Source organism: Streptomyces sp. R-07, assembly GCF_049913175.1.
Classification (GTDB): Bacteria; Actinomycetota; Actinomycetes; order Streptomycetales; family Streptomycetaceae; genus Streptomyces.
Genome location: NZ_CP183978.1, coordinates 1,881,874 through 1,898,517 on the forward strand (window position 1 = coordinate 1,881,874; position 16,644 = coordinate 1,898,517).

Here is a 16,644-nt window from a genome sequence, read left to right on the forward strand (position 1 = left end):
CCGGTTCGCCCGTGCCGCGGGGTGCGGACACGGGCGATCGGCCGGGTGGCGATGCGGGGCGCCACGCGGTGGGGTGGTGCTCGGCGGCCGGGTCAGAGCTCTCGCTGAGCGCGTCACGCCCCTTCGGGTGGGGCGCCGCGCCAAGCCGCTGCCCGGGAGAATAGCGGATAGGAAGGTTTCCTACCAGACTCTCAACGCCTCGCCGCTCGCCGCGACTTCAGGGCTTCAGAGGCTGATGTGGTACGCCTTGCGCAGGGTCTCGTGGACGGTCCAGGTCGTCCGGTCGCCCTCGCGCAGCACGCACGCGTCACCGGGACCGATCTCCAGGGTGTCGCCGCCCTCGACGGCGACGGTCGCGCGCCCGGAGACCACCACGAAGAGCTCGTTGGCCTCGGTGTCGGTGACGACGCCGGGCGTGATCTGCCAGATGCCGCGCAGTTGCTTGCCGTCGGCCGACTCCCACAGCACCTTCCCCGTCACCTCGGGCGTGCCGGAAACGATCTGGCCGGGGTCGAGGGGCTCGGTTTCGAGCTCCGCGTCGGGGATGTGCACGGCGAAGGAGGGCACGTCATGAGTCGTCATGGGCGGTGACTGTAGCCGGGGCGCGCAGGCTTTCCGAGGCCGGGACCGACTGGAAGAACAGCCTCCGTTTCGCCTCCCACCAGGTGCGATGCCCGCATCCGCCGACGGCGACGAAATCCGCAGGGCCGCTCCGGCGCAGCGCCCCAAGGGTGCCGCGGCCGCTCCGGGGGCTCCCGCCCCACCACCCGTCACGGATTCCGCAGGCACCTCCCGGCGCGTGGCGGGAGCTCGCCCACGAGGTTTGCGGGGCCCGTGACCGCGCCAAGGAATGGAACATGTCCACACTGGTGTCCGAAGAGGTACGGGAAGCGCTCCACGAGGGCCGGCCCGTCGTCGCGCTGGAATCGACGCTCATCGCCCACGGCCTGCCGCGCCCGCGCAACCTCGCCGTGGCGGAGGAGCTGGAGGATTCGGTACGGGCCGGAGGCGCCGTCCCCGCCACGATCGCGGTGGTCGACGGCACGGCCAGGATCGGCCTCGACCGGGCGGCCCTGACCCGCATTGCCGAGGACCCGTCGGTGCGGAAGCTGGGTCACCGCGACCTGGCCCCCGCCGTGGCGACCCGGGCGACCGGGGCGACGACGGTCTCGGCGACGGCCTGGCTCGCGGACACGGCCGGCATACGGGTGTTCGCGACGGGCGGGCTCGGCGGCGTGCACCGGGAGTGGAGCGAGACGCAGGACGAGTCCGCCGACCTGCGGCTGCTCGCCCGGGTCGGGATCACCATCGTGTGCGCCGGGGTCAAGTCGATCCTCGACGTGCCCGCGACGCTCCAGCGCCTGGAGACCCTGGGGGTGACGGTCGTCGGCTACGGCACGGAGCACTTCCCCGGCTTCTACCTCTCCTCCTCGGGCGAGCCGGTCGACTGGACCCTGCGGACCCCGGAGGAGGTGGCGGGGGTGATACGGGCGCAGGACGGCCTGGGCGGCACCCGCGCCGCGCTCGTCGTGGCCAACCCGGTGCCGGTGACCGAGCAGTTGGATCCCGCGCTGCACGACCGGGTGCTCGCGCGGGGCCTCGCGGCGGCGAAGGAGAAGGTGATCACCGGACAGGCGGTGACGCCGTTCCTCCTCGAATACCTGATGGTGCACACGGAAGGGGCGTCCCTGGAGGCCAACCTCGCGGCGGTACGGGGCAATGTGCGGCTCGCGGCGCGCATCGCGGGAGCGTACGCGGCCGTACCCGGCGCCGGCGGCCGGTGACCCCGGCCAGGGGCGCGCTGCTCGTCGTCGGGGACGTCGTCACGGACGTCGTCGCCCGGCACCGGACCCCGCTCGCCCCCGCCACGGACACGGCGGCGGAGATCCGGACCCTCCCGGGCGGCGCCGGGGCCAACGCCGCCTGCTGGGCCGCGCGTTCCGGCTGCGCCGAGGTGCGGCTGCTCGGGCGAGTGGGGACGGACGCGGCCGACTGGCACGAGCGGGCACTGCGGAAGGCGGGCGTGCGCCCGCTGCTCGTCCCGGACGCGGACGCGGCGACGGCCACCGTGATCGCGCTCGTGGACGGCTCGGCGGAGCGCACCTTCCTGACCGACAGCGGCGCCGCGCTGCGCCTCTCCCCCGCCGACTGGTCCGCGGGGCTCCTCGACGGCGTGGCCCGGCTGCACCTCTCGGGGTACCTGTTCTTCGCCGCGCCGAGCCGCCGGACGGCTCGCCGGGCGCTGCGGGACGCACGGGACGCGGGAGTGCCGGTGAGCGTGGACCCGGCCTCCGCGGGGTTCCTGGCGGAGCTGGGGACGGACCGGTTCCTCGCGGCGGCGGAGGGCGCCGGGACGCTGCTGCCCAACGCCGACGAGGCCCGGTCGCTCACCGGGTGCGGCGAACCGGAGTCGGCGGCGGCGGAGTTGAGCCGGCGATTCCCGCTGGTCGTGGTCACCCTCGGGGCCGCGGGCGCGCTGGTCGCCGAGGGCGGCACGGTCACCGCGCGGGTGACGGCGCCGCCGGTGCGGCCCGTGGACTCGACGGGCGCGGGCGACGCGTTCACCGGGGCGTTCCTGGCGGCGCGGCTCGCGGGCGCCGACCCGGTGCGAGCCGCCGAGGCGGGCTGCCGCGCGGGCGCGGAGGCGGTCACGACCGTGGGCGGCAGACCTCCGGCCGATCCGCCCGACGACTGACGCCCGACGTCTGACGTCTGACGTCTGACGTCTGACGTCTGACGTCTGACGTCTGACGTCTGACGCCTGACGCGAGCGCCCGGGAGCCGGACGTTCGCGAGCCGGACGGCCCGGGAGCCGGGACAGCCCGGGAGCCGGGACAGCCCGGGAGCCGGGACGGCCGGAAGGGCGTGCGGCCGGAAGGCGAGCGGGACCCGGGAGCCGGACAGCCCGTAAGCCGGGCGCTACGTCCTGAGGCCCGTCCAGGCCGGGTGGCGCGGGTCGTCGGCGCGTACGACGGCGTCCGCCGCGTCGGCGGGACCGACCTCCGTCTCGTACCGGGCGAAGGCGGGCAGGGTCCAGGGCTCCTCCGTGCGCCGGGCGAGCGCGGCGGGCGAGAGGCGCAGGTGGACGGTGAGGTCGAAGGGGAACCAGTGGCCGAGCAGGAAGGGTCCGTGCAGCACGAGCACCCCGCGCGGCGGCAGCGTGACGTACGGGCTGCGGGTCGCGCGGTCCGTGGCCGGGTCCCACAGGTCGGGCAGCACGCGCCCGGTGCCGCCCGGTTCCAGCGGCCCGAAGACCTCCCGCCACAGAGCCCCGGTGTCGGTCCATCCGCTGTAGTACGCGTCGGGGTCCTGCTTCCCGTACTCGTACCGCAGCGACGCGGGCCGCAGGAAGCCGCCGGTCCCGACGACATGGACCGCTCGCCCCCGTGTGCGCAGCGCCTCGGCGAGGAGTCCGGCGAGCTCGCCCCCGGGCGCGGCGGGCGGCCCGTCGATGCCCACCTTGAGCCATGCGTCGCCCGTCGCGGCGGTGGACGCGTCGAGGTGGCCGGCGAGCGCCTCCGCCAGCCGGTCCCAGGTGATCGCCTCGTATCGCATCCCGCTCATCCTGCCCGTCGCTCCCCCCTGGCGTGTACCGGCCGACACCCCCGGCATTACGGTGACCTGGCCGCGCGGCCGCACGGCACCCGCGGAGGAGAGGACTTGTTCCCCATGAGCCGGCGCCGGCAAGCACTGCCCTACGGGACCACGGAGGCGAGGACGCCCTTCGGCCTCGGGCTGCACCACGTGCAGCTCGCCCTGCCGCCGGGCGAGGAGGAGGTGTGCCGCCGATTCTACGTGGACGTGCTGGGCATGACCGAGATCGAGAAGCCACCGGTCCTCGCGGCCCGCGGCGGCCTGTGGGTGCGCTCGGACGCGCTGGAGATCCACCTGGGCGTCGAGGAGGACTTCCGGCCGGCCCGCAAGGGCCACCCGGGCATCCTGGTCGCCGACCTCGACGGCCTGGCCGAGCGGCTGACCGGCCTGGGGGTCGAGGTGACGTGGGACGACAACTTCCCGGGCCACCGGCGCTTCTACGTCGCCGACTGCCACGGGAACCGGCTGGAGTTCCTCTGCCCCGCGCGCTGACACGGGCTTGACCTTGTCACTGGCGTCAGGGTCCGAGCATCGGATCCATGGACACCACCACATCCACCAGGGTCATCGTCGTCACCGGCGCGGGCACCGGCATCGGCCGGGCCACCGCGCGTTCCTTCGCCCGGCAGGGGGCGACGGTCGTCGCCGTCGGCCGCAGGGCCGAGCCGCTGAGGGAGACCGCCGAGGGACACCCGGACATTCATCCGTTCGCAGCCGACGTCACGGCGGAGGGCGCGGCCGAGGAGATCGTCCGCGCCGCGCTGACGGACCACGGCCGTCTCGACGTCCTCGTCAACAACGCCGGGATCTCCGCCGGCGGCCCGCTGGGCACCCTCGACCGTTCCGTGATCGCCCCGCTCCTGGAGACGAACCTCGTCGCCCCGGTCCTGCTCACCCAGGCGGCCGTCCCCGCGCTCCGGGAGTCCCGGGGCGTCGTGGTGAACGTGACGACGACGATCGGTCAGCGCGGCTGGCCGGCCAACTCCGTCTATCCGGCGACCAAGAGCGCCCTGGAGACCCTGACCCGCTGCTGGGCGGTGGAGCTCGCGCCGGCCGGCATCCGGGTCGTGGCGGTCGCGCCCGGTGCGATCGAGACCCCGATCGCGGACCACATGGGCCTCACCCCCGAGCAGCGGAAGGCGGTGCGGTCGTGGCAGCTCGCGCACACGCCGCTGGGGCGGATCGGCAGGCCGGAGGAGGTCGCCTGGGCGATCACCTCGCTCGCCGCGCCGGACGCCGGCTTCCTGACGGGCACGGTCCTGCCCGTCGACGGGGGTGCGCTGGTCTCGTGATACGACTGCGCGAGGAGGTGGCGTCCTTGCGCATCGGTGAACTGGCCCGGCGGACCGGGGTGTCGGCCCGCTCGCTGCGGCACTACGAGCAGGCGGGGCTCATCACGTCGGTCCGCGCCGCCAACGGGTACCGGGTGTACGAGGAGGTCGCCGTCGCGCGGGTGTCGAACATCCGGTACCTCCTGGACGCGGGGTTCACCCTGGACGACGTGTCCGCGTTCCGCACCTGCCTGGACGGGGACATCTCGTCGGCCCGGCCGTCCGCCCGCGCGCTGGAGATCGCCCGCGAGCGCCTCGCGGTGATCGACGCGCGCATCGCGGCGCAGACGGCGGCCCGCGACCGACTGGCGAAGGCGCTGGCCGCGCAGGACCGAGTTCAGGCCTGCACGGCATCCGACGCGGAGAACCACATCCCGGCCCGCGCGGCGGCCGCCTCGGACCGTTCCAGCGCGGCGCGGCCCGATTCGACCGCCTCGCCGAGCGTCAGCTCCCCTGCGGCGAGGGCCCGGCAGGTCGCCGCGTCGGTCCGCAGCCGGGCGTCGGGGGCGTCCACCCTTCCGTCCCCGTAGGCCGCACTCCCGTCGGCCCCGAGCCGTACGTGGAACTCGCCCTCGTCGATGGTCACTTGGACGACCCCCGCACCGATCTCCGCGAGCGCCCCGAGGAGCGGGATCGCGTACCAGTGGGCGCGGACGGCGTCGGTGGGCCGCGGCTCCCCGAGGTCGGGCGCGCCCCAGGCGGCGAGGGTGCGCAGGACGGGCAGCAGGTCGCGTCCGCGCGGGGTGAGCTCGTACACGTACGCCGAGGCGGGCGGGGGCAGTCGGCGCCGGGTGACGAGTTCGGCGCCCTCCATGTCCTTGAGGCGACCGGCGAGCATGTCGGTGCTGACGCCGGGCAGGTCGGCGTGGAGGTCGGTGTAGCGGCGCGGCCCGGCGAGGAGTTCGCGGACGACGAGCAGGGTCCAGCGGTCGCCGACGAGGTCGAGGGCGCGCGCGGCGGCGCAGTGCTGGTCGTAGCTGCGGCGGCGTGGCTGACGTGGCATGCGACGCAGTCTAGACATGTTGTTGGACTTTCCAAGCTCGAACTTGGTAAAACCAAGCAACACTGATTCCGGGGACCTGGGGAGGTCGGACATGGAGTTCCGGCAGTCGAGCAAGCTGAGCGAGGTCTGTTACGAGATCCGCGGCCCGGTCATCGAGCACGCCAACGCGCTGGAGGAGGCGGGCCACAGCGTCCTGCGCCTCAACACCGGCAACCCGGCGCTCTTCGGCTTCGAGGCGCCCGAGGAGATCGTCCAGGACATGATCCGGATGCTCCCCAAGGCCCACGGCTACACCGACTCGCGCGGCATCCTCTCCGCCCGCCGCGCGGTGGCCCAGCGCTACCAGGCCATGGGTCTGCCCGAGGTCGACGTCGACGACGTCTTCCTCGGCAACGGCGTCTCGGAGCTCGTCTCGATGGCCGTGCAGGCCCTCCTGGAGGACGGCGACGAGGTCCTCATCCCCGCGCCCGACTTCCCGCTCTGGACGGCCGTCACCACCCTCGCGGGCGGCAAGGCCGTGCACTACCTCTGCGACGAGTCGGCCGACTGGTACCCGGACCTCGACGACATGGCGTCGAAGATCACCGACCGGACCCGGGCCGTCGTCATCATCAACCCCAACAACCCCACCGGCGCGGTCTATCCGAAGGAGATCGTCGAGGGCATCCTCGACCTCGCCCGCCGCCACGGCCTCATGGTCTTCGCCGACGAGATCTACGACCAGATCGTCTACGACGAGGCCGTCCACTACCCGGCCGCCTCCCTCGCCCCCGACCTGGTCGTCCTCACCTTCGGCGGGCTCTCCAAGACCTACCGGGTCGCGGGCTTCCGCTCCGGCTGGCTGGTCGTCACCGGCCCGAAGCAGCACGCCAGGAACTACCTGGAGGGCCTCACCATGCTGGCCTCCATGCGGCTCTGCCCCAACGCCCCCGCCCAGTACGCCATCCAGGCCGCTCTCGGCGGCCGGCAGTCGATCCACGAGCTGTGCGCCCCGGGGGGCAGGCTGCGCGAACAGCGCGACCGGGCCTGGGAGAAGCTCAACGAGATCCCGGGCGTCTCCTGCGTGAAGCCGAAGGGCGCCCTGTACGCCTTCCCCCGCCTCGACCCCGCCGTGCACAAGATCCACGACGACGAGAAGTTCGTCCTCGACCTGCTCCTGCGGGAGAAGATCCAGGTCGTGCAGGGCACCGGCTTCAACTGGCCGCGCACGGACCACTTCCGCATCCTGACCCTGCCCTACGCCGACGACCTGGACGCCGCGATCAGCCGCATCGGCCGCTTCCTGAGCGGCTACCGGCAGTGACGCCGGGCCCCCCGTGCTGTCATGATCTACGGGTCTGAAGGCCTCTGATGGTCGAGGGAGAACGGGAGGGCGGCCGGTCATGGATGCGGCGCTGATAGCCGTGGCGGGAACCCTGTTGGGCGTCATCTTCACGCACTGGTTCCAGGGGCGGGCCACCGAGCGCACGGCCGCGCTCGCCCGCACCGAACAGCTCCGGCAGGAGCGGATCGAGACCTACAGCGCCTTCGCCGGCGCGGTCGTCGACTACCGGCACAGCCAGAACGACCGGTGGTTCCGAGCCTTCGCGCATCCCGGTTCGGAGGAGGCGGAGGAGTCACGCCACGCCTCCTACCGGCAGCGCACCGCCGCCCGGCAGGCCCTCTTCCGCGTCCAGCTGGTCTGCGACGACCCGGAGACCCGGCGGCTCGCCGAGGCGGCCTTCGTGGAGTCCCATTGCATGCACGAGGCGGTCGACGAGGCGGACCGCGCCCGCCGCTCCGAACAGGCGAAGGAAGCGCTCGCCGTGTTCATCGCCGCCGCCGCACCCGGCGTCCGCTGAGCGGGGGCCGGCCGTGGACCTCGTCGCACCCGTCGTCGTCGAGCCGCTCAGGCGCCGCCGCTGCTCGGAATGCCACCGGGGGCCGCTGGAGCGGATGATCGTCGAGTTCAACGCGCTGGTCTGCCTGGACTGCGCCGATCTCGGCCATCTGGTCTTCCTGCGCCGGGGCGACACGGCGCTCACCCGCCGCGCCCGGGAGGCCAGCACGCTCTGGGCCGTGGTCGTACGGCACAACCGGCGCCGCACCCGGTACGAGCGGCAGGGCCTGCTCGTCGAGGAGGCAGCCCTCGCCGAGGCGGAGCGGGCCTGCCTGGCGGACGCGGAGGCGCGGGCCGCCCGGCGGGCCCGGGACGCGGCGCGGCGTGCTGCCCTCGACGCCGGGATCACCGCGGTCCTCCGGGCGGAGATCCTGCGGCTCTTCCCGTCCTGCCCGGCGGACCGGGCCACGGAGATCGCCGTCCACGCCTCGGCGAAGGGCAGCGGACGGGTGGGGCGCACGGCCGCGGGCCGCTCGCTCGACCGCGGCGCGGTCACCGCCGCGGTACGAGCCTCCGTACGTCATGTCGACACACCGTACGACTCCCTGCTGATGCAGGGCGTTCCCCGGCACCAGGCCCGGACGAGGGTCGCGCCCGCCATCGAGGCGGTGCTCCGGACCTGGCGCCGGGACGGCGGGGCCGCAAGCGGCCGGGAACACGGCTGACGGCTCGGGCGTCAGCCCGCGTCGACCGGGCCGCGAGGGGGACGGACCTCAGGCCTGTCCGCCGGAGCGACGGCCACGGCGGTAGAGCAGGGCGCCGCCGAGGAGCAGCGCGGCGCTCGCGGAACCGGCGTAGCCCATGGCGTCCGAACCCGTGGAGGCCAGCGAGGCCGTGCTCGTCCCACCCTGCGGGGCGGGGGCCGGGGTGTGGGTCTCGGCCTGCGGCACCGGCACGTTCCGCACGGGGGTCTGCGGGCGCGGCGTCGGCGTCTCGATCGGCTGCTGGGGCTTGGCCGGGCCGTTCACCGCGGTGTTGCCGATGGCCGGGTTGGCGATGCCGACGACGTTGACCGAGTTCCCGCTGACGTTCACGGGGAGGTCGATGGGCAGCTGGAGGCCGTTCCCGGAGAGCACACCGGGGGATCCCTGGGCGTGGGTCTCGGCGGTGGACCCGCCGCCGTTGGAGGAGCCGCCCTGGGAGGAGCCTCCCTGGGAACCGCCGGCCTGCTCGCCACCGCGCGGGGTGCCGGGCTGGTCCTTGTGGGAGCGGTCCTCCTCGTCCCCGTACCCCCCGGACCGGGGCTCGGCGGAGCGGTTGGCGCAGCTGTTGCCCGCGGCCGGGTTGAGCAGCCCGATGACGTTGACCGTGTTGCCGCAGACATTGACCGGCACGTGCACGGGCAGCTGAACCGTGTTGCCGGAACCGACTCCCGGCGAACCGACCGCGGCGCCCTGGGCGCCGGCGTCGGCGTGCGCGGCGCCCGCCGAGAGGGCGAGCGCTCCGCCCGTGACCAACAGTGTGGCCAGACCACTTCGGCGAATCTGCCTCATGGCTTCCTGCCTTCCGGAGGTGTGCACGGGCAAGTGCCCGTACCGGAATCAACGCGACAAACGTGTGCGCCGGATCCGCCCGTTGACCAGTTTCACTCCATCGAGTGGGACTCGTTCGAGTGTCGGGTCACCTGTCGGGTCAACGTCCCAGGAGGTCGGTGAGGGCGCCGACCGGGTCCGGGTCGGGGGCGCCGCGCGGCCACCAGTCCTCGCGGCCGGCGTCCGACTCGTACCCGTACCAGAGGCCGTCCCGGCCGAGGCGCAGCTGGAGGGACTCGCCGGAGAGCCGGTTGCGCCAGGGGCGGAGCGCGGGGAAGTCGGCGGCGAGCAGCGCGGGTCTCGCCCGGTCGAACGGCCCGGCCGGCGGGTCCCAGGGCTCTTCCAGCACGGCGAGCCCCGCGGCGCCGCCCTGACGCCAGGCGGCGACGGCGCGGGCCAGGTCCGTGGGGGTGCGGTCGAGGGCGTACGCGAGGTCGCGGTAGAGCGCACGGGACGAGGCGGTGAGTCCGGAACCGGGGTGCGCGGCGGCCAGCCGGACCGCGTCCTGCCAGGGGCTCAGCGCGGCGACCGGGTCGTGGCCGGTGGCGAGGAAGGCGTGGGCGCGGGCGGCGGCCTCGGTGGCGAGGAGGTCGAGGGCGAGCGGATCGGGGGCGGCCGGGTCCGGCGGGAAGACGGCCGGACGGCCGGGCCGGTCAGGGACCGGCAGCTCGGGCGGCAGCGGCGGGAGCCCGGCCCCGGTGGCGGCGGCGAGCGCGATACGGGCGGCGACCGTGGGCATCGGCGGGGCGGCGGCGCCCGTCTCGGCGGCGCCCCGGGCGGCGTTGCGGCGGGTGAGCTCGGCGAGGAGCTCCTGCTCCCCGCGGCCGCGCATCAGGAAGAGGACGAACGGGTCCTCGTCGAGGAGCCGGGCGGCCTGGTAGCAGAGGGCGGCGGCGTGCTTGCAGGGGTAACCGTCGTCGGGGCAGGAGCAGTCGGGGACGAGGTCGCCCGGCGCGGGGAGCAGTCCGGTGACCGCTTCCAGGGCGTGCGGCACGTCCTTGTCGAGGAGGGCGGCGATGTGGTCGGGCCGGGCGGCGGCCTCTTCGAGGAACCGCTCCCAGCCGTCGTCGCCGAGGGTCCGCATCCTGATCTCGGTCCGGTACGGGCGGGGCCGGCTGCCGTGGACGTAGGCGACGACCCGGCCGGGGGTGACCGTGATCGCGTCGACGTGGCCGCGCCCCGCGTACGCCTTGCCGCGCGCGAGCCGGGCCGGGTCGAGGGCGGCGCCCTCCAGGGCCGTCACCCAGGCGTTCCCCCACCAGGTGGCGGCGAACCGGCCGTCGGGGGCCGAGCGCGGCGCGACCTGCGGGAAGCTGCGGCGGCGGTCGTCGTGGCGGGGTGCGGCACCCCGTGCGCCGCGCGCGCCCGGTGCGTGGTTCACGAGGGCCTCCTGAGGGACACCAGGTCGGCGAGCTCCCGGTCGGTGAGTTCGGTGAGGGCGGCCTCGCCCGAGCCTAGGACGGCGTCGGCGAGCGCCCGTTTGGCGCGGAGCATCTCGGCGATGCGGTCCTCGACGGTGCCCTCGGCGACGAGCCGGTGGACCTGCACCGGCTGGGTCTGCCCGATGCGGTAGGCCCGGTCGGTGGCCTGCTCCTCGACGGCCGGGTTCCACCAGCGGTCGTAGTGGACGACATGGCCGGCCCGGGTGAGGTTGAGGCCGGTGCCCGCGGCCTTGAGCGACAGCAGGAAGACGGGGACCTCGCCGGCCTGGAAGCGGTCGACCATCCGCTCCCGCTCGGCCACCGGGGTGCCGCCGTGCAGGAGTTGGGCCGGGATGCCACGCGCGGCCAGGTGGTCGGCCAGGAGCCGCGCCATCGACACGTACTGGGTGAAGACGAGCACGGACCCGTCCTCCGCGAGGATCGTGTCGAGGAGCTCGTCGAGCAGGGCGAGCTTTCCTGAACGGCCGGCGAGCCGTGCGGTGCCGCTGCCGCGCGGGGCCTGCTCCTTGAGGTACTGCGCCGGGTGGTTGCAGATCTGCTTGAGGGAGGTCAGCAGGCTCATGACGAGGCCCCGGCGGGCCATGCCCTCGGCACCCTCGATCCGGCCCATGGTCTCGCGGACGACCGCCTCGTAGAGCGAGGCCTGTTCCCGGGTGAGGGCGACGGGATGGTCGGACTCCGTCTTCGGCGGGAGTTCCGGGACGATGCCGGGGTCGGACTTGCGGCGGCGCAGCAGGAAGGGCCGCACGAGCCGGGCGAGCCGCTCGACGGCCTGCTCGTGCTCGATCTCCTCGTGGTTCTCCACGGCCCGGGCGTGGCGGGAGCGGAAGGACTTGAGCGGGCCGAGGAGACCGGGTGTGGTCCAGTCGAGGAGCGCCCACAGCTCGGAGAGGTTGTTCTCCACGGGGGTGCCCGTCAGGGCCACCCTGGCGGGGGCGGGGATCTCGCGCAGCGCCTTCGCGGTCGCGGAGAACGGGTTCTTGACGTGCTGCGCCTCGTCGGCGACGACCATCCCCCAGTCCCGCTCGGCCAGTCGGGCGGCGCTGGTGCGCAGGGTGCCGTAGGTGGTGAGGACGAAGCCGCCCTCGGTGCCGGTGAGGTCCCGGTCGGCGCCGTGGAAGCGCCGTACGGGCACGCCGGGGGCGAACTTCTCCACCTCCCGCTGCCAGTTGCCCAGGAGGGAGGCGGGGCAGACGACGAGGGTGGGGGCGCGGCGGGCGCGGCGCAGGTGGAGGGCGATGAGCGTGACGGTCTTGCCGAGGCCCATGTCGTCGGCGAGGCAGCCGCCGAGGCCGAGCGAGGTCATCAGGTCCAGCCAGGCGAGACCGCGCAGCTGGTAGTCGCGCAGGGTGGCGGTGAGGCCGGGCGGTGCCTGCACGTCCTCGGGACCCGCCAGGAGCCGGTCGCGGAGCGCGGCGAGGGCCCCGACGGGGACGGCGGGGACGGACTCGCCGTCCACCTCGGCGGTGCCGGTGAGCGCGGCGGCGAGGGCGTCGACCGGTTCGAGCAGGCCGAGTTCGCGCTTGCGCGCCTTGCGGACGAGGGCGGGGTCGACGACGACCCACTGGTCACGGAGGCGCACGATGGGGCGGTGGGCCTCGGCCAGGAGGTCCATCTCGCGCTCGGTGAGCGGATCGCCGTCGAGGGCCAGCTGCCAGTTGAACCGCAGGAGCTCCTCGCTGTCGAAGAAGGAGGTGCCGTCGGTGGCGGAGCCGGGCGCGGCCTGGGCGGGGCGGACGACGGCGGAGGCGCTGAGCGAGCGGGCGAGCTCGCGCGGCCAGTGGAGGGCGACCCCGGCGTCGGCGAGCCGGGCGGCGGCCGGGCCGAGCAGTTCGTACAGCTCGTCCTCGGTGACGGCGAGGACGTCGGGCACGTCCCGGGCCAGGAGCCGGGAGAGCGGGGGCCAGACACGGGCGGCCCGGCGCAGGGCGAGGACGGCGTCGATCCGGGCCCGGGGCCCGAAGTGCTCGCCGTCCCCCGCCCACAGGTCCGCGGCGTCGATGACGAGGGTGGGGTCGGCGAGGCTGTGGATCTGGAGGAGCGCGGCGGCGGCGTGACGGCCCCCGCCGTCCCCTTCACCGAGGGTGCCCACGTCGGCGTCCGTGGTGTCCGGGGTGTCGAAGAGTTCGTACGGCGACAGGTCGAGGCGGAGCGAGACCCGCACCCCCGCGTCCATCCCGGCGGCCGCCTCGGCGGCCCAGGCACGCGCGCGGGGCAGGTGCTGCGGGGCGCGCGCCGCGAACGGCGCGCCGACCGCGTGGGCGGCGGCGGGGGTGCGGGGCAGCGTGTCGGCGACCGCGTCGAGGAAGGCGCGCACGAGGGCCTCGGGCTCGGGCAGCCGCAGCGGACCGCGCCCCTGCACCGGCACCGCGTACCCCTCGTACGGCAGGGCGGCGGCGACGGCCCGCAGATGGGCGATGTCCTCGGCGTCCAGGGGCCCGGCCCGCCAGGCGTCCAGGTCGTCGGCGGTCAGCCCCGGCAGCAGCCGGCCGCGCGCGGCCAGGTGCAGGGCGTGCAGGGCGGCCGCGCCCCAGGCGGCGGTGGCGGGGTGCGCGGCCGGGTGGTGACGGGCCGCGACGAGATGGGGCAGCGCGGCCTGGACGGGCAGGGTCACGGCGGGCACCGAGCGGCCTCGGGCGCCGCTGCCGTGCCGCCGGGCCACGGTCAGCTCGACCCGCTCCGCCCCGCTCTCCGCCGGGTCCGGCGGCGCGCCGCCGTCGGGGGCCCAGAAGGCGACGCGGCCCTCGCGGGGAAGAGCGGCCGGCAGGAAGACGGCGGCGCTGGTCATCCAGGTGTGTGCCACGGCTCCGCTCTCCTCCCGCTGTCCGGTCGTTTCCCGACTGGACCTCCGACCTTACGGGTGGGGTCTGACAACGGCCGCCAGGCGGGGTTCCCCCGGGTGGCCCAACAGCGGATGACAGCGGTCGGCGCGGACGGCATGGTGGCCTGAAACGACACGACAGAAGAGGATCCGCCATGTCCGTTCGCCGGCGTCTCACGACCGCCTCCGGGGCTGTGCTGCTCACTCTCGCCGTCGCCGGCTGCTCGGGTCTCGGCCGCAGCGCCGTGGGAACGATCAGGTACGAGACGCAGCGTGAGCTTCTGGTGTCCGTGACCAGCCCCTCCGTGAACGGCTGCCACCGCCTGGCGCCGTCGGGCGTGACCAGGGTCCAGAACAACTCGCTGAACGACATCGTGATGTACCGGACCCGCGACTGTAAGGGCGGGAACTCCATCTACGTGCCCACCAACTCCGCGAACTGGATCGCCCCGGACACCCTGCCCTGGCGCAGCTACAGCGTCGTGCACTGAGCGGCCACCCGGACCTCCTGGCAGCCGTTCCGTTTTCCCCACCCCGGGTACATGCTGGAAGTGACCTCGGGGTTCCGAGGGGAGATGCGACCGCCATGCGTACCGGGAACGAGCCTGCGAACGCGCGCAGCGCACTGCGCCTGCGGTTCTGGCTGAGCATGTGGGGGCTGCTCTGGGCGGCCTTCGGCACGACCGTGTTCTCCCTGCTGGAGCGCCCCGGCTGGGCGGCGGCCTGTGGGGTGCTGTTCCTGGTGGTCACGGTCGACCTGGCGGTGGTGCTGCACCACATCCACCAGGGCCCGCACTGGCAGCCGGGCCGGAACATCCCGCCGTACGAACCGGATCACGGCCGCACAGGACGCTGACCCCCCGCCCGCACCCGCTCAGTTCCGGGTGTCGAAACCCGCCGCCCGGAGGTACTCCGGCTTCGGGTCGAGTGCGGCGGCGAGGCGGAAGTGCCGCGTGGCCTGGGCGGTCTGCCCGGAGCGCTCGAAGGTGCGGGCCAGCGCGAAGTGGGCGAAGGCGTTGTCGGGCTCGCGCTCCAGGACCAGCTCGAATTCCAGCTGCGCCGGGCGGAGCTGCGCGGCGGCGAAGAACGCCCGGGCACGCAGCAGGCGAGCTGCCGTGTTCTCGGGATGGGCGGCGATCACCGAGTCCAGCAGCTTCACGGCCCCACGAGGGTCCCGCGCGGCCAGCAGGTGCTCGGCGGCGCGGAAGTCGATGACGTGCGTTTCCGGGTTGCTGTCGGCCACGATGGCATCCTTCCCCTCGATCCGGGTGGTTGAACACCGGACCTGGTGGCCGCATTCCACCGGACCCCGGCGCCGGCCGGGCTCGGCGGGGTCGCGGCCCGGCCCTAGCCCTCCTCCGCAGGCATCGCGGCGCGCCGCTCCAGCTCGTCCCAGACCTTCCGTACCTGGGGTTCGAGCGCGTCGAGCGGTCCGTCGTTGTCGATCACGAGGTCGGCGACGGCCAGCCGCTGCGCGCGCGTGGCCTGGGCGGCCATCCGGGCCCTGGCCTCGGACTCGACCATGCCTCGGAGCCGTACGAGCCGGTCGAGCTGGGTCTCCGGGGACGCGTCGACGACCACGACCAGGTCGTACAGCGGCGCGAGTCCGTTCTCGGTGAGCAGGGGTACGTCGTGGACGACGACGTCTCCGGTGCCCGCGCGGCCCTCCAGCTCCGCCGACCGGGCCCCGACCAGCGGATGGACGATGGCGTTGAGGGCGGCCAGGCGGTCGGTGTCGGCGAACACGATGGAGCCGAGCTTCGGCCGGTCGAGCGTCCCCTCCGCGGTGAGGACGCCGTCCCCGAAGGCCGCCACGACGGCCGCGAGCCCCGGGGTCCCGGGCTCGACGACCTCGCGGGCGATCCGGTCCGCGTCGATCAGTACGGCTCCGTACGAGACGAGCAGCCGCGACACTTCGCTCTTGCCGGCGCCGATCCCGCCGGTCAGGCCCACCTTCAGCATGAGCGGCAGCTTAGGGCCTGCCCCGGCGGGGCTAGGAGTCGCCCTCCCGCTCGGCGAGGAAGCGCTCGAACTCGCGGCCCAGCTCGTCGGCCGACGGCAGGTCGACCGGCTCGGCGACCAGGCTGCCGCGCGTCTCGGCGCCGGCCGCCGCGTCGTACTGGTGCTCAAGGCCCTGCACGAGCGCGACCAGCTCCTCGTCGCCCTCGCCGATCTGGCGGTCGATCTCGGTCTGGGTGCGGCGGGCCTCGGTCCGCAGGGAGTGGGCGACGCCCGGGAGGACGAGGCCGGTGGCGGCGGTGACGGCCTCCAGGGCGGTCAGGGCCGCGTCCGGGTACGGGGACCGGGCCACGTAGTGCGGGACGTGCGCGGCGACGCCGAGGGTGTCGTGACCCGCTTCGGTCAGCCGGTACTCGACGAGGGACTCGGCGCTGCCGGGGACCTGGGCCTCGTCGAAGGGGCTGCGGTGACCGGGCATGAGGTCGGTGCGGCTGCCGTGCGGCGTGAGGCCCACCGGGCGGGTGTGCGGCACGCCCATGGGGATGCCGTGGAAGTTGACGGAGAGGCGCACCCCGAGGCGCTCGACGATCTGCCGGACGGCGACGGCGAAGCGCTCCCACTCCACGTCCGGCTCGGGGCCGGAGAGGACGAGGAAGGGCGCGCCGGTGGCGTCCTGCACGAGGCGGACCTCGATGGACGGTGTCTCGTACGCGGTCCAGCGGTCGCGCCGGAAGGTCAGCAGTGGGCGGCGGGCCCGGTAGTCCACGAGCCGGTCGTGGTCGAAGCGGGCCACCAGCTGGTGCGGGAGGGTGTCGAGCAGGCGGTCGACGATCTGCTCACCGGTCTCGCCCGCGTCGATGTAGCCGTCGAAGTGGTACAGCATGACCAGCCCGGCCGACTCCTGCGCCAGGGCCAGGTCGACGACGGCGACGCCCTTCGGGTCCCATTCGTACAACTCCTGCGGATCAAGCACGATTACCGCTCCTCCTCGTGTCCTCTTTGGAAACGCAGGGCGCGGCACGACCATTCCCGGGTCGCGCGATCTTCCGTCGGAGGAGTGGCATGAGGGCCCGGAAACGACCG

At 74.4% G+C, this 16,644-nt stretch carries 18 protein-coding genes and 1 pseudogene; 10 read left to right on the top strand and 9 right to left on the bottom strand.

Annotation, left to right across the window (positions count from 1 at the left end; genetic code table 11):
- Window positions 1-225 precede the first annotated feature (225 nt).
- Window positions 226-582 (bottom strand): cupin domain-containing protein, encoded by a 357-nt coding sequence (locus ACN9M0_RS08430; protein WP_366037207.1) that lies wholly within the window; start codon window positions 580-582, stop codon window positions 226-228.
- Window positions 583-857: 275 nt separating this feature from the next.
- Here ACN9M0_RS08430 and ACN9M0_RS08435 point away from each other — a divergent pair, with 275 nt between their 5' ends.
- Window positions 858-1,784 carry a pseudouridine-5'-phosphate glycosidase gene (locus tag ACN9M0_RS08435; protein ID WP_426403373.1) on the top strand — a complete coding sequence of 309 codons (927 nt, stop codon included), beginning with the start codon at window positions 858-860 and terminating at the stop codon, window positions 1,782-1,784.
- Window positions 1,781-2,695 (top strand): carbohydrate kinase family protein, encoded by a 915-nt coding sequence (locus ACN9M0_RS08440; RefSeq protein ID WP_399696409.1) that lies wholly within the window; start codon window positions 1,781-1,783, stop codon window positions 2,693-2,695. Before ACN9M0_RS08435 ends, ACN9M0_RS08440 begins: the two co-directional genes overlap by 4 nt.
- 224 nt (window positions 2,696-2,919) lie before the next feature.
- On the opposite strand, the gene ACN9M0_RS08445 is transcribed toward ACN9M0_RS08440, so the two are convergent.
- The gene (locus ACN9M0_RS08445; protein ID WP_366037280.1) at window positions 2,920-3,555 is read right to left on the bottom strand and encodes a uridine kinase; all 636 of its coding nucleotides are present in this window, start codon (window positions 3,553-3,555) and stop codon (window positions 2,920-2,922) included.
- A 114-nt stretch (window positions 3,556-3,669) separates the two neighbouring features.
- On the opposite strand from ACN9M0_RS08445, the gene ACN9M0_RS08450 reads away from it, so the two are divergent.
- The 3 genes and pseudogenes from ACN9M0_RS08450 to ACN9M0_RS08460 form a co-directional block, all read left to right on the top strand.
- Complete coding sequence (locus ACN9M0_RS08450; protein ID WP_366037204.1) at window positions 3,670-4,086, top strand: VOC family protein; 417 nt, start codon at window positions 3,670-3,672, stop codon at window positions 4,084-4,086.
- A gap of 47 nt (window positions 4,087-4,133) precedes the next feature.
- On the top strand, window positions 4,134-4,886 hold the full coding sequence (locus ACN9M0_RS08455; protein ID WP_426403374.1) for an SDR family NAD(P)-dependent oxidoreductase: 753 nt from the start codon (window positions 4,134-4,136) through the stop codon (window positions 4,884-4,886).
- A 26-nt stretch (window positions 4,887-4,912) separates the two neighbouring features.
- Window positions 4,913-5,257: pseudogene (locus ACN9M0_RS08460) on the top strand (MerR family transcriptional regulator); the annotation flags it as partial.
- Between the two features lie 5 nt (window positions 5,258-5,262).
- On the opposite strand, the gene ACN9M0_RS08465 reads toward ACN9M0_RS08460, so the two are convergent.
- Complete coding sequence (locus tag ACN9M0_RS08465) at window positions 5,263-5,928, bottom strand: helix-turn-helix domain-containing protein (RefSeq protein ID WP_366037202.1); 666 nt, start codon at window positions 5,926-5,928, stop codon at window positions 5,263-5,265.
- Between the two features lie 91 nt (window positions 5,929-6,019).
- Here ACN9M0_RS08465 and ACN9M0_RS08470 point away from each other — a divergent pair, with 91 nt between their 5' ends.
- The 3 genes from ACN9M0_RS08470 to ACN9M0_RS08480 all read left to right on the top strand — a co-directional run bounded on the left by ACN9M0_RS08470 (window position 6,020) and on the right by ACN9M0_RS08480 (window position 8,472).
- Window positions 6,020-7,231 (top strand): pyridoxal phosphate-dependent aminotransferase, encoded by a 1,212-nt coding sequence (locus tag ACN9M0_RS08470; protein ID WP_366037200.1) that lies wholly within the window; start codon window positions 6,020-6,022, stop codon window positions 7,229-7,231.
- Between the two features lie 79 nt (window positions 7,232-7,310).
- Entirely contained in the window at window positions 7,311-7,769 is a 459-nt protein-coding gene (locus ACN9M0_RS08475) for a hypothetical protein (RefSeq protein ID WP_366037199.1), read from the top strand.
- 13 nt (window positions 7,770-7,782) lie between these two features.
- Window positions 7,783-8,472 carry a DUF2293 domain-containing protein gene (locus ACN9M0_RS08480; RefSeq protein ID WP_366037198.1) on the top strand — a complete coding sequence of 230 codons (690 nt, stop codon included), beginning with the start codon at window positions 7,783-7,785 and terminating at the stop codon, window positions 8,470-8,472.
- A 48-nt stretch (window positions 8,473-8,520) separates the two neighbouring features.
- Here ACN9M0_RS08480 and ACN9M0_RS08485 read toward each other — a convergent pair whose 3' ends face one another.
- The 3 genes from ACN9M0_RS08485 to ACN9M0_RS08495 all read right to left on the bottom strand — a co-directional run bounded on the left by ACN9M0_RS08485 (window position 8,521) and on the right by ACN9M0_RS08495 (window position 13,569).
- Window positions 8,521-9,300 (bottom strand): chaplin, encoded by a 780-nt coding sequence (locus tag ACN9M0_RS08485; RefSeq protein ID WP_366037197.1) that lies wholly within the window; start codon window positions 9,298-9,300, stop codon window positions 8,521-8,523.
- Window positions 9,301-9,439: 139 nt separating this feature from the next.
- Window positions 9,440-10,720 (bottom strand): SWIM zinc finger family protein, encoded by a 1,281-nt coding sequence (locus ACN9M0_RS08490; protein WP_366037196.1) that lies wholly within the window; start codon window positions 10,718-10,720, stop codon window positions 9,440-9,442.
- Window positions 10,717-13,569 (bottom strand): DEAD/DEAH box helicase, encoded by a 2,853-nt coding sequence (locus ACN9M0_RS08495; RefSeq protein WP_426405290.1) that lies wholly within the window; start codon window positions 13,567-13,569, stop codon window positions 10,717-10,719. The genes ACN9M0_RS08490 and ACN9M0_RS08495 overlap by 4 nt, the downstream gene beginning before the upstream one ends.
- A gap of 188 nt (window positions 13,570-13,757) precedes the next feature.
- Here ACN9M0_RS08495 and ACN9M0_RS08500 point away from each other — a divergent pair, with 188 nt between their 5' ends.
- Both ACN9M0_RS08500 and ACN9M0_RS08505 read left to right on the top strand, forming a co-directional pair.
- Window positions 13,758-14,093 carry a hypothetical protein gene (locus tag ACN9M0_RS08500; protein ID WP_366037195.1) on the top strand — a complete coding sequence of 112 codons (336 nt, stop codon included), beginning with the start codon at window positions 13,758-13,760 and terminating at the stop codon, window positions 14,091-14,093.
- A 95-nt stretch (window positions 14,094-14,188) separates the two neighbouring features.
- Window positions 14,189-14,458 (top strand): DUF6343 family protein, encoded by a 270-nt coding sequence (locus ACN9M0_RS08505; protein ID WP_426403375.1) that lies wholly within the window; start codon window positions 14,189-14,191, stop codon window positions 14,456-14,458.
- 18 nt (window positions 14,459-14,476) lie between these two features.
- Here ACN9M0_RS08505 and ACN9M0_RS08510 read toward each other — a convergent pair whose 3' ends face one another.
- The 3 genes from ACN9M0_RS08510 to ACN9M0_RS08520 all read right to left on the bottom strand — a co-directional run bounded on the left by ACN9M0_RS08510 (window position 14,477) and on the right by ACN9M0_RS08520 (window position 16,534).
- Window positions 14,477-14,845, bottom strand: a complete 369-nt coding sequence (locus ACN9M0_RS08510) for a tetratricopeptide repeat protein (RefSeq protein ID WP_366037193.1) — start codon at window positions 14,843-14,845, stop codon at window positions 14,477-14,479.
- 104 nt (window positions 14,846-14,949) lie between these two features.
- Complete coding sequence (gene coaE, locus ACN9M0_RS08515; protein WP_366037192.1) at window positions 14,950-15,564, bottom strand: dephospho-CoA kinase; 615 nt, start codon at window positions 15,562-15,564, stop codon at window positions 14,950-14,952.
- A 31-nt stretch (window positions 15,565-15,595) separates the two neighbouring features.
- Window positions 15,596-16,534, bottom strand: coding sequence for a PAC2 family protein (locus ACN9M0_RS08520; RefSeq protein WP_366037191.1), 939 nt, complete (start codon window positions 16,532-16,534; stop codon window positions 15,596-15,598).
- Window positions 16,535-16,644: the final 110 nt, after the last annotated feature.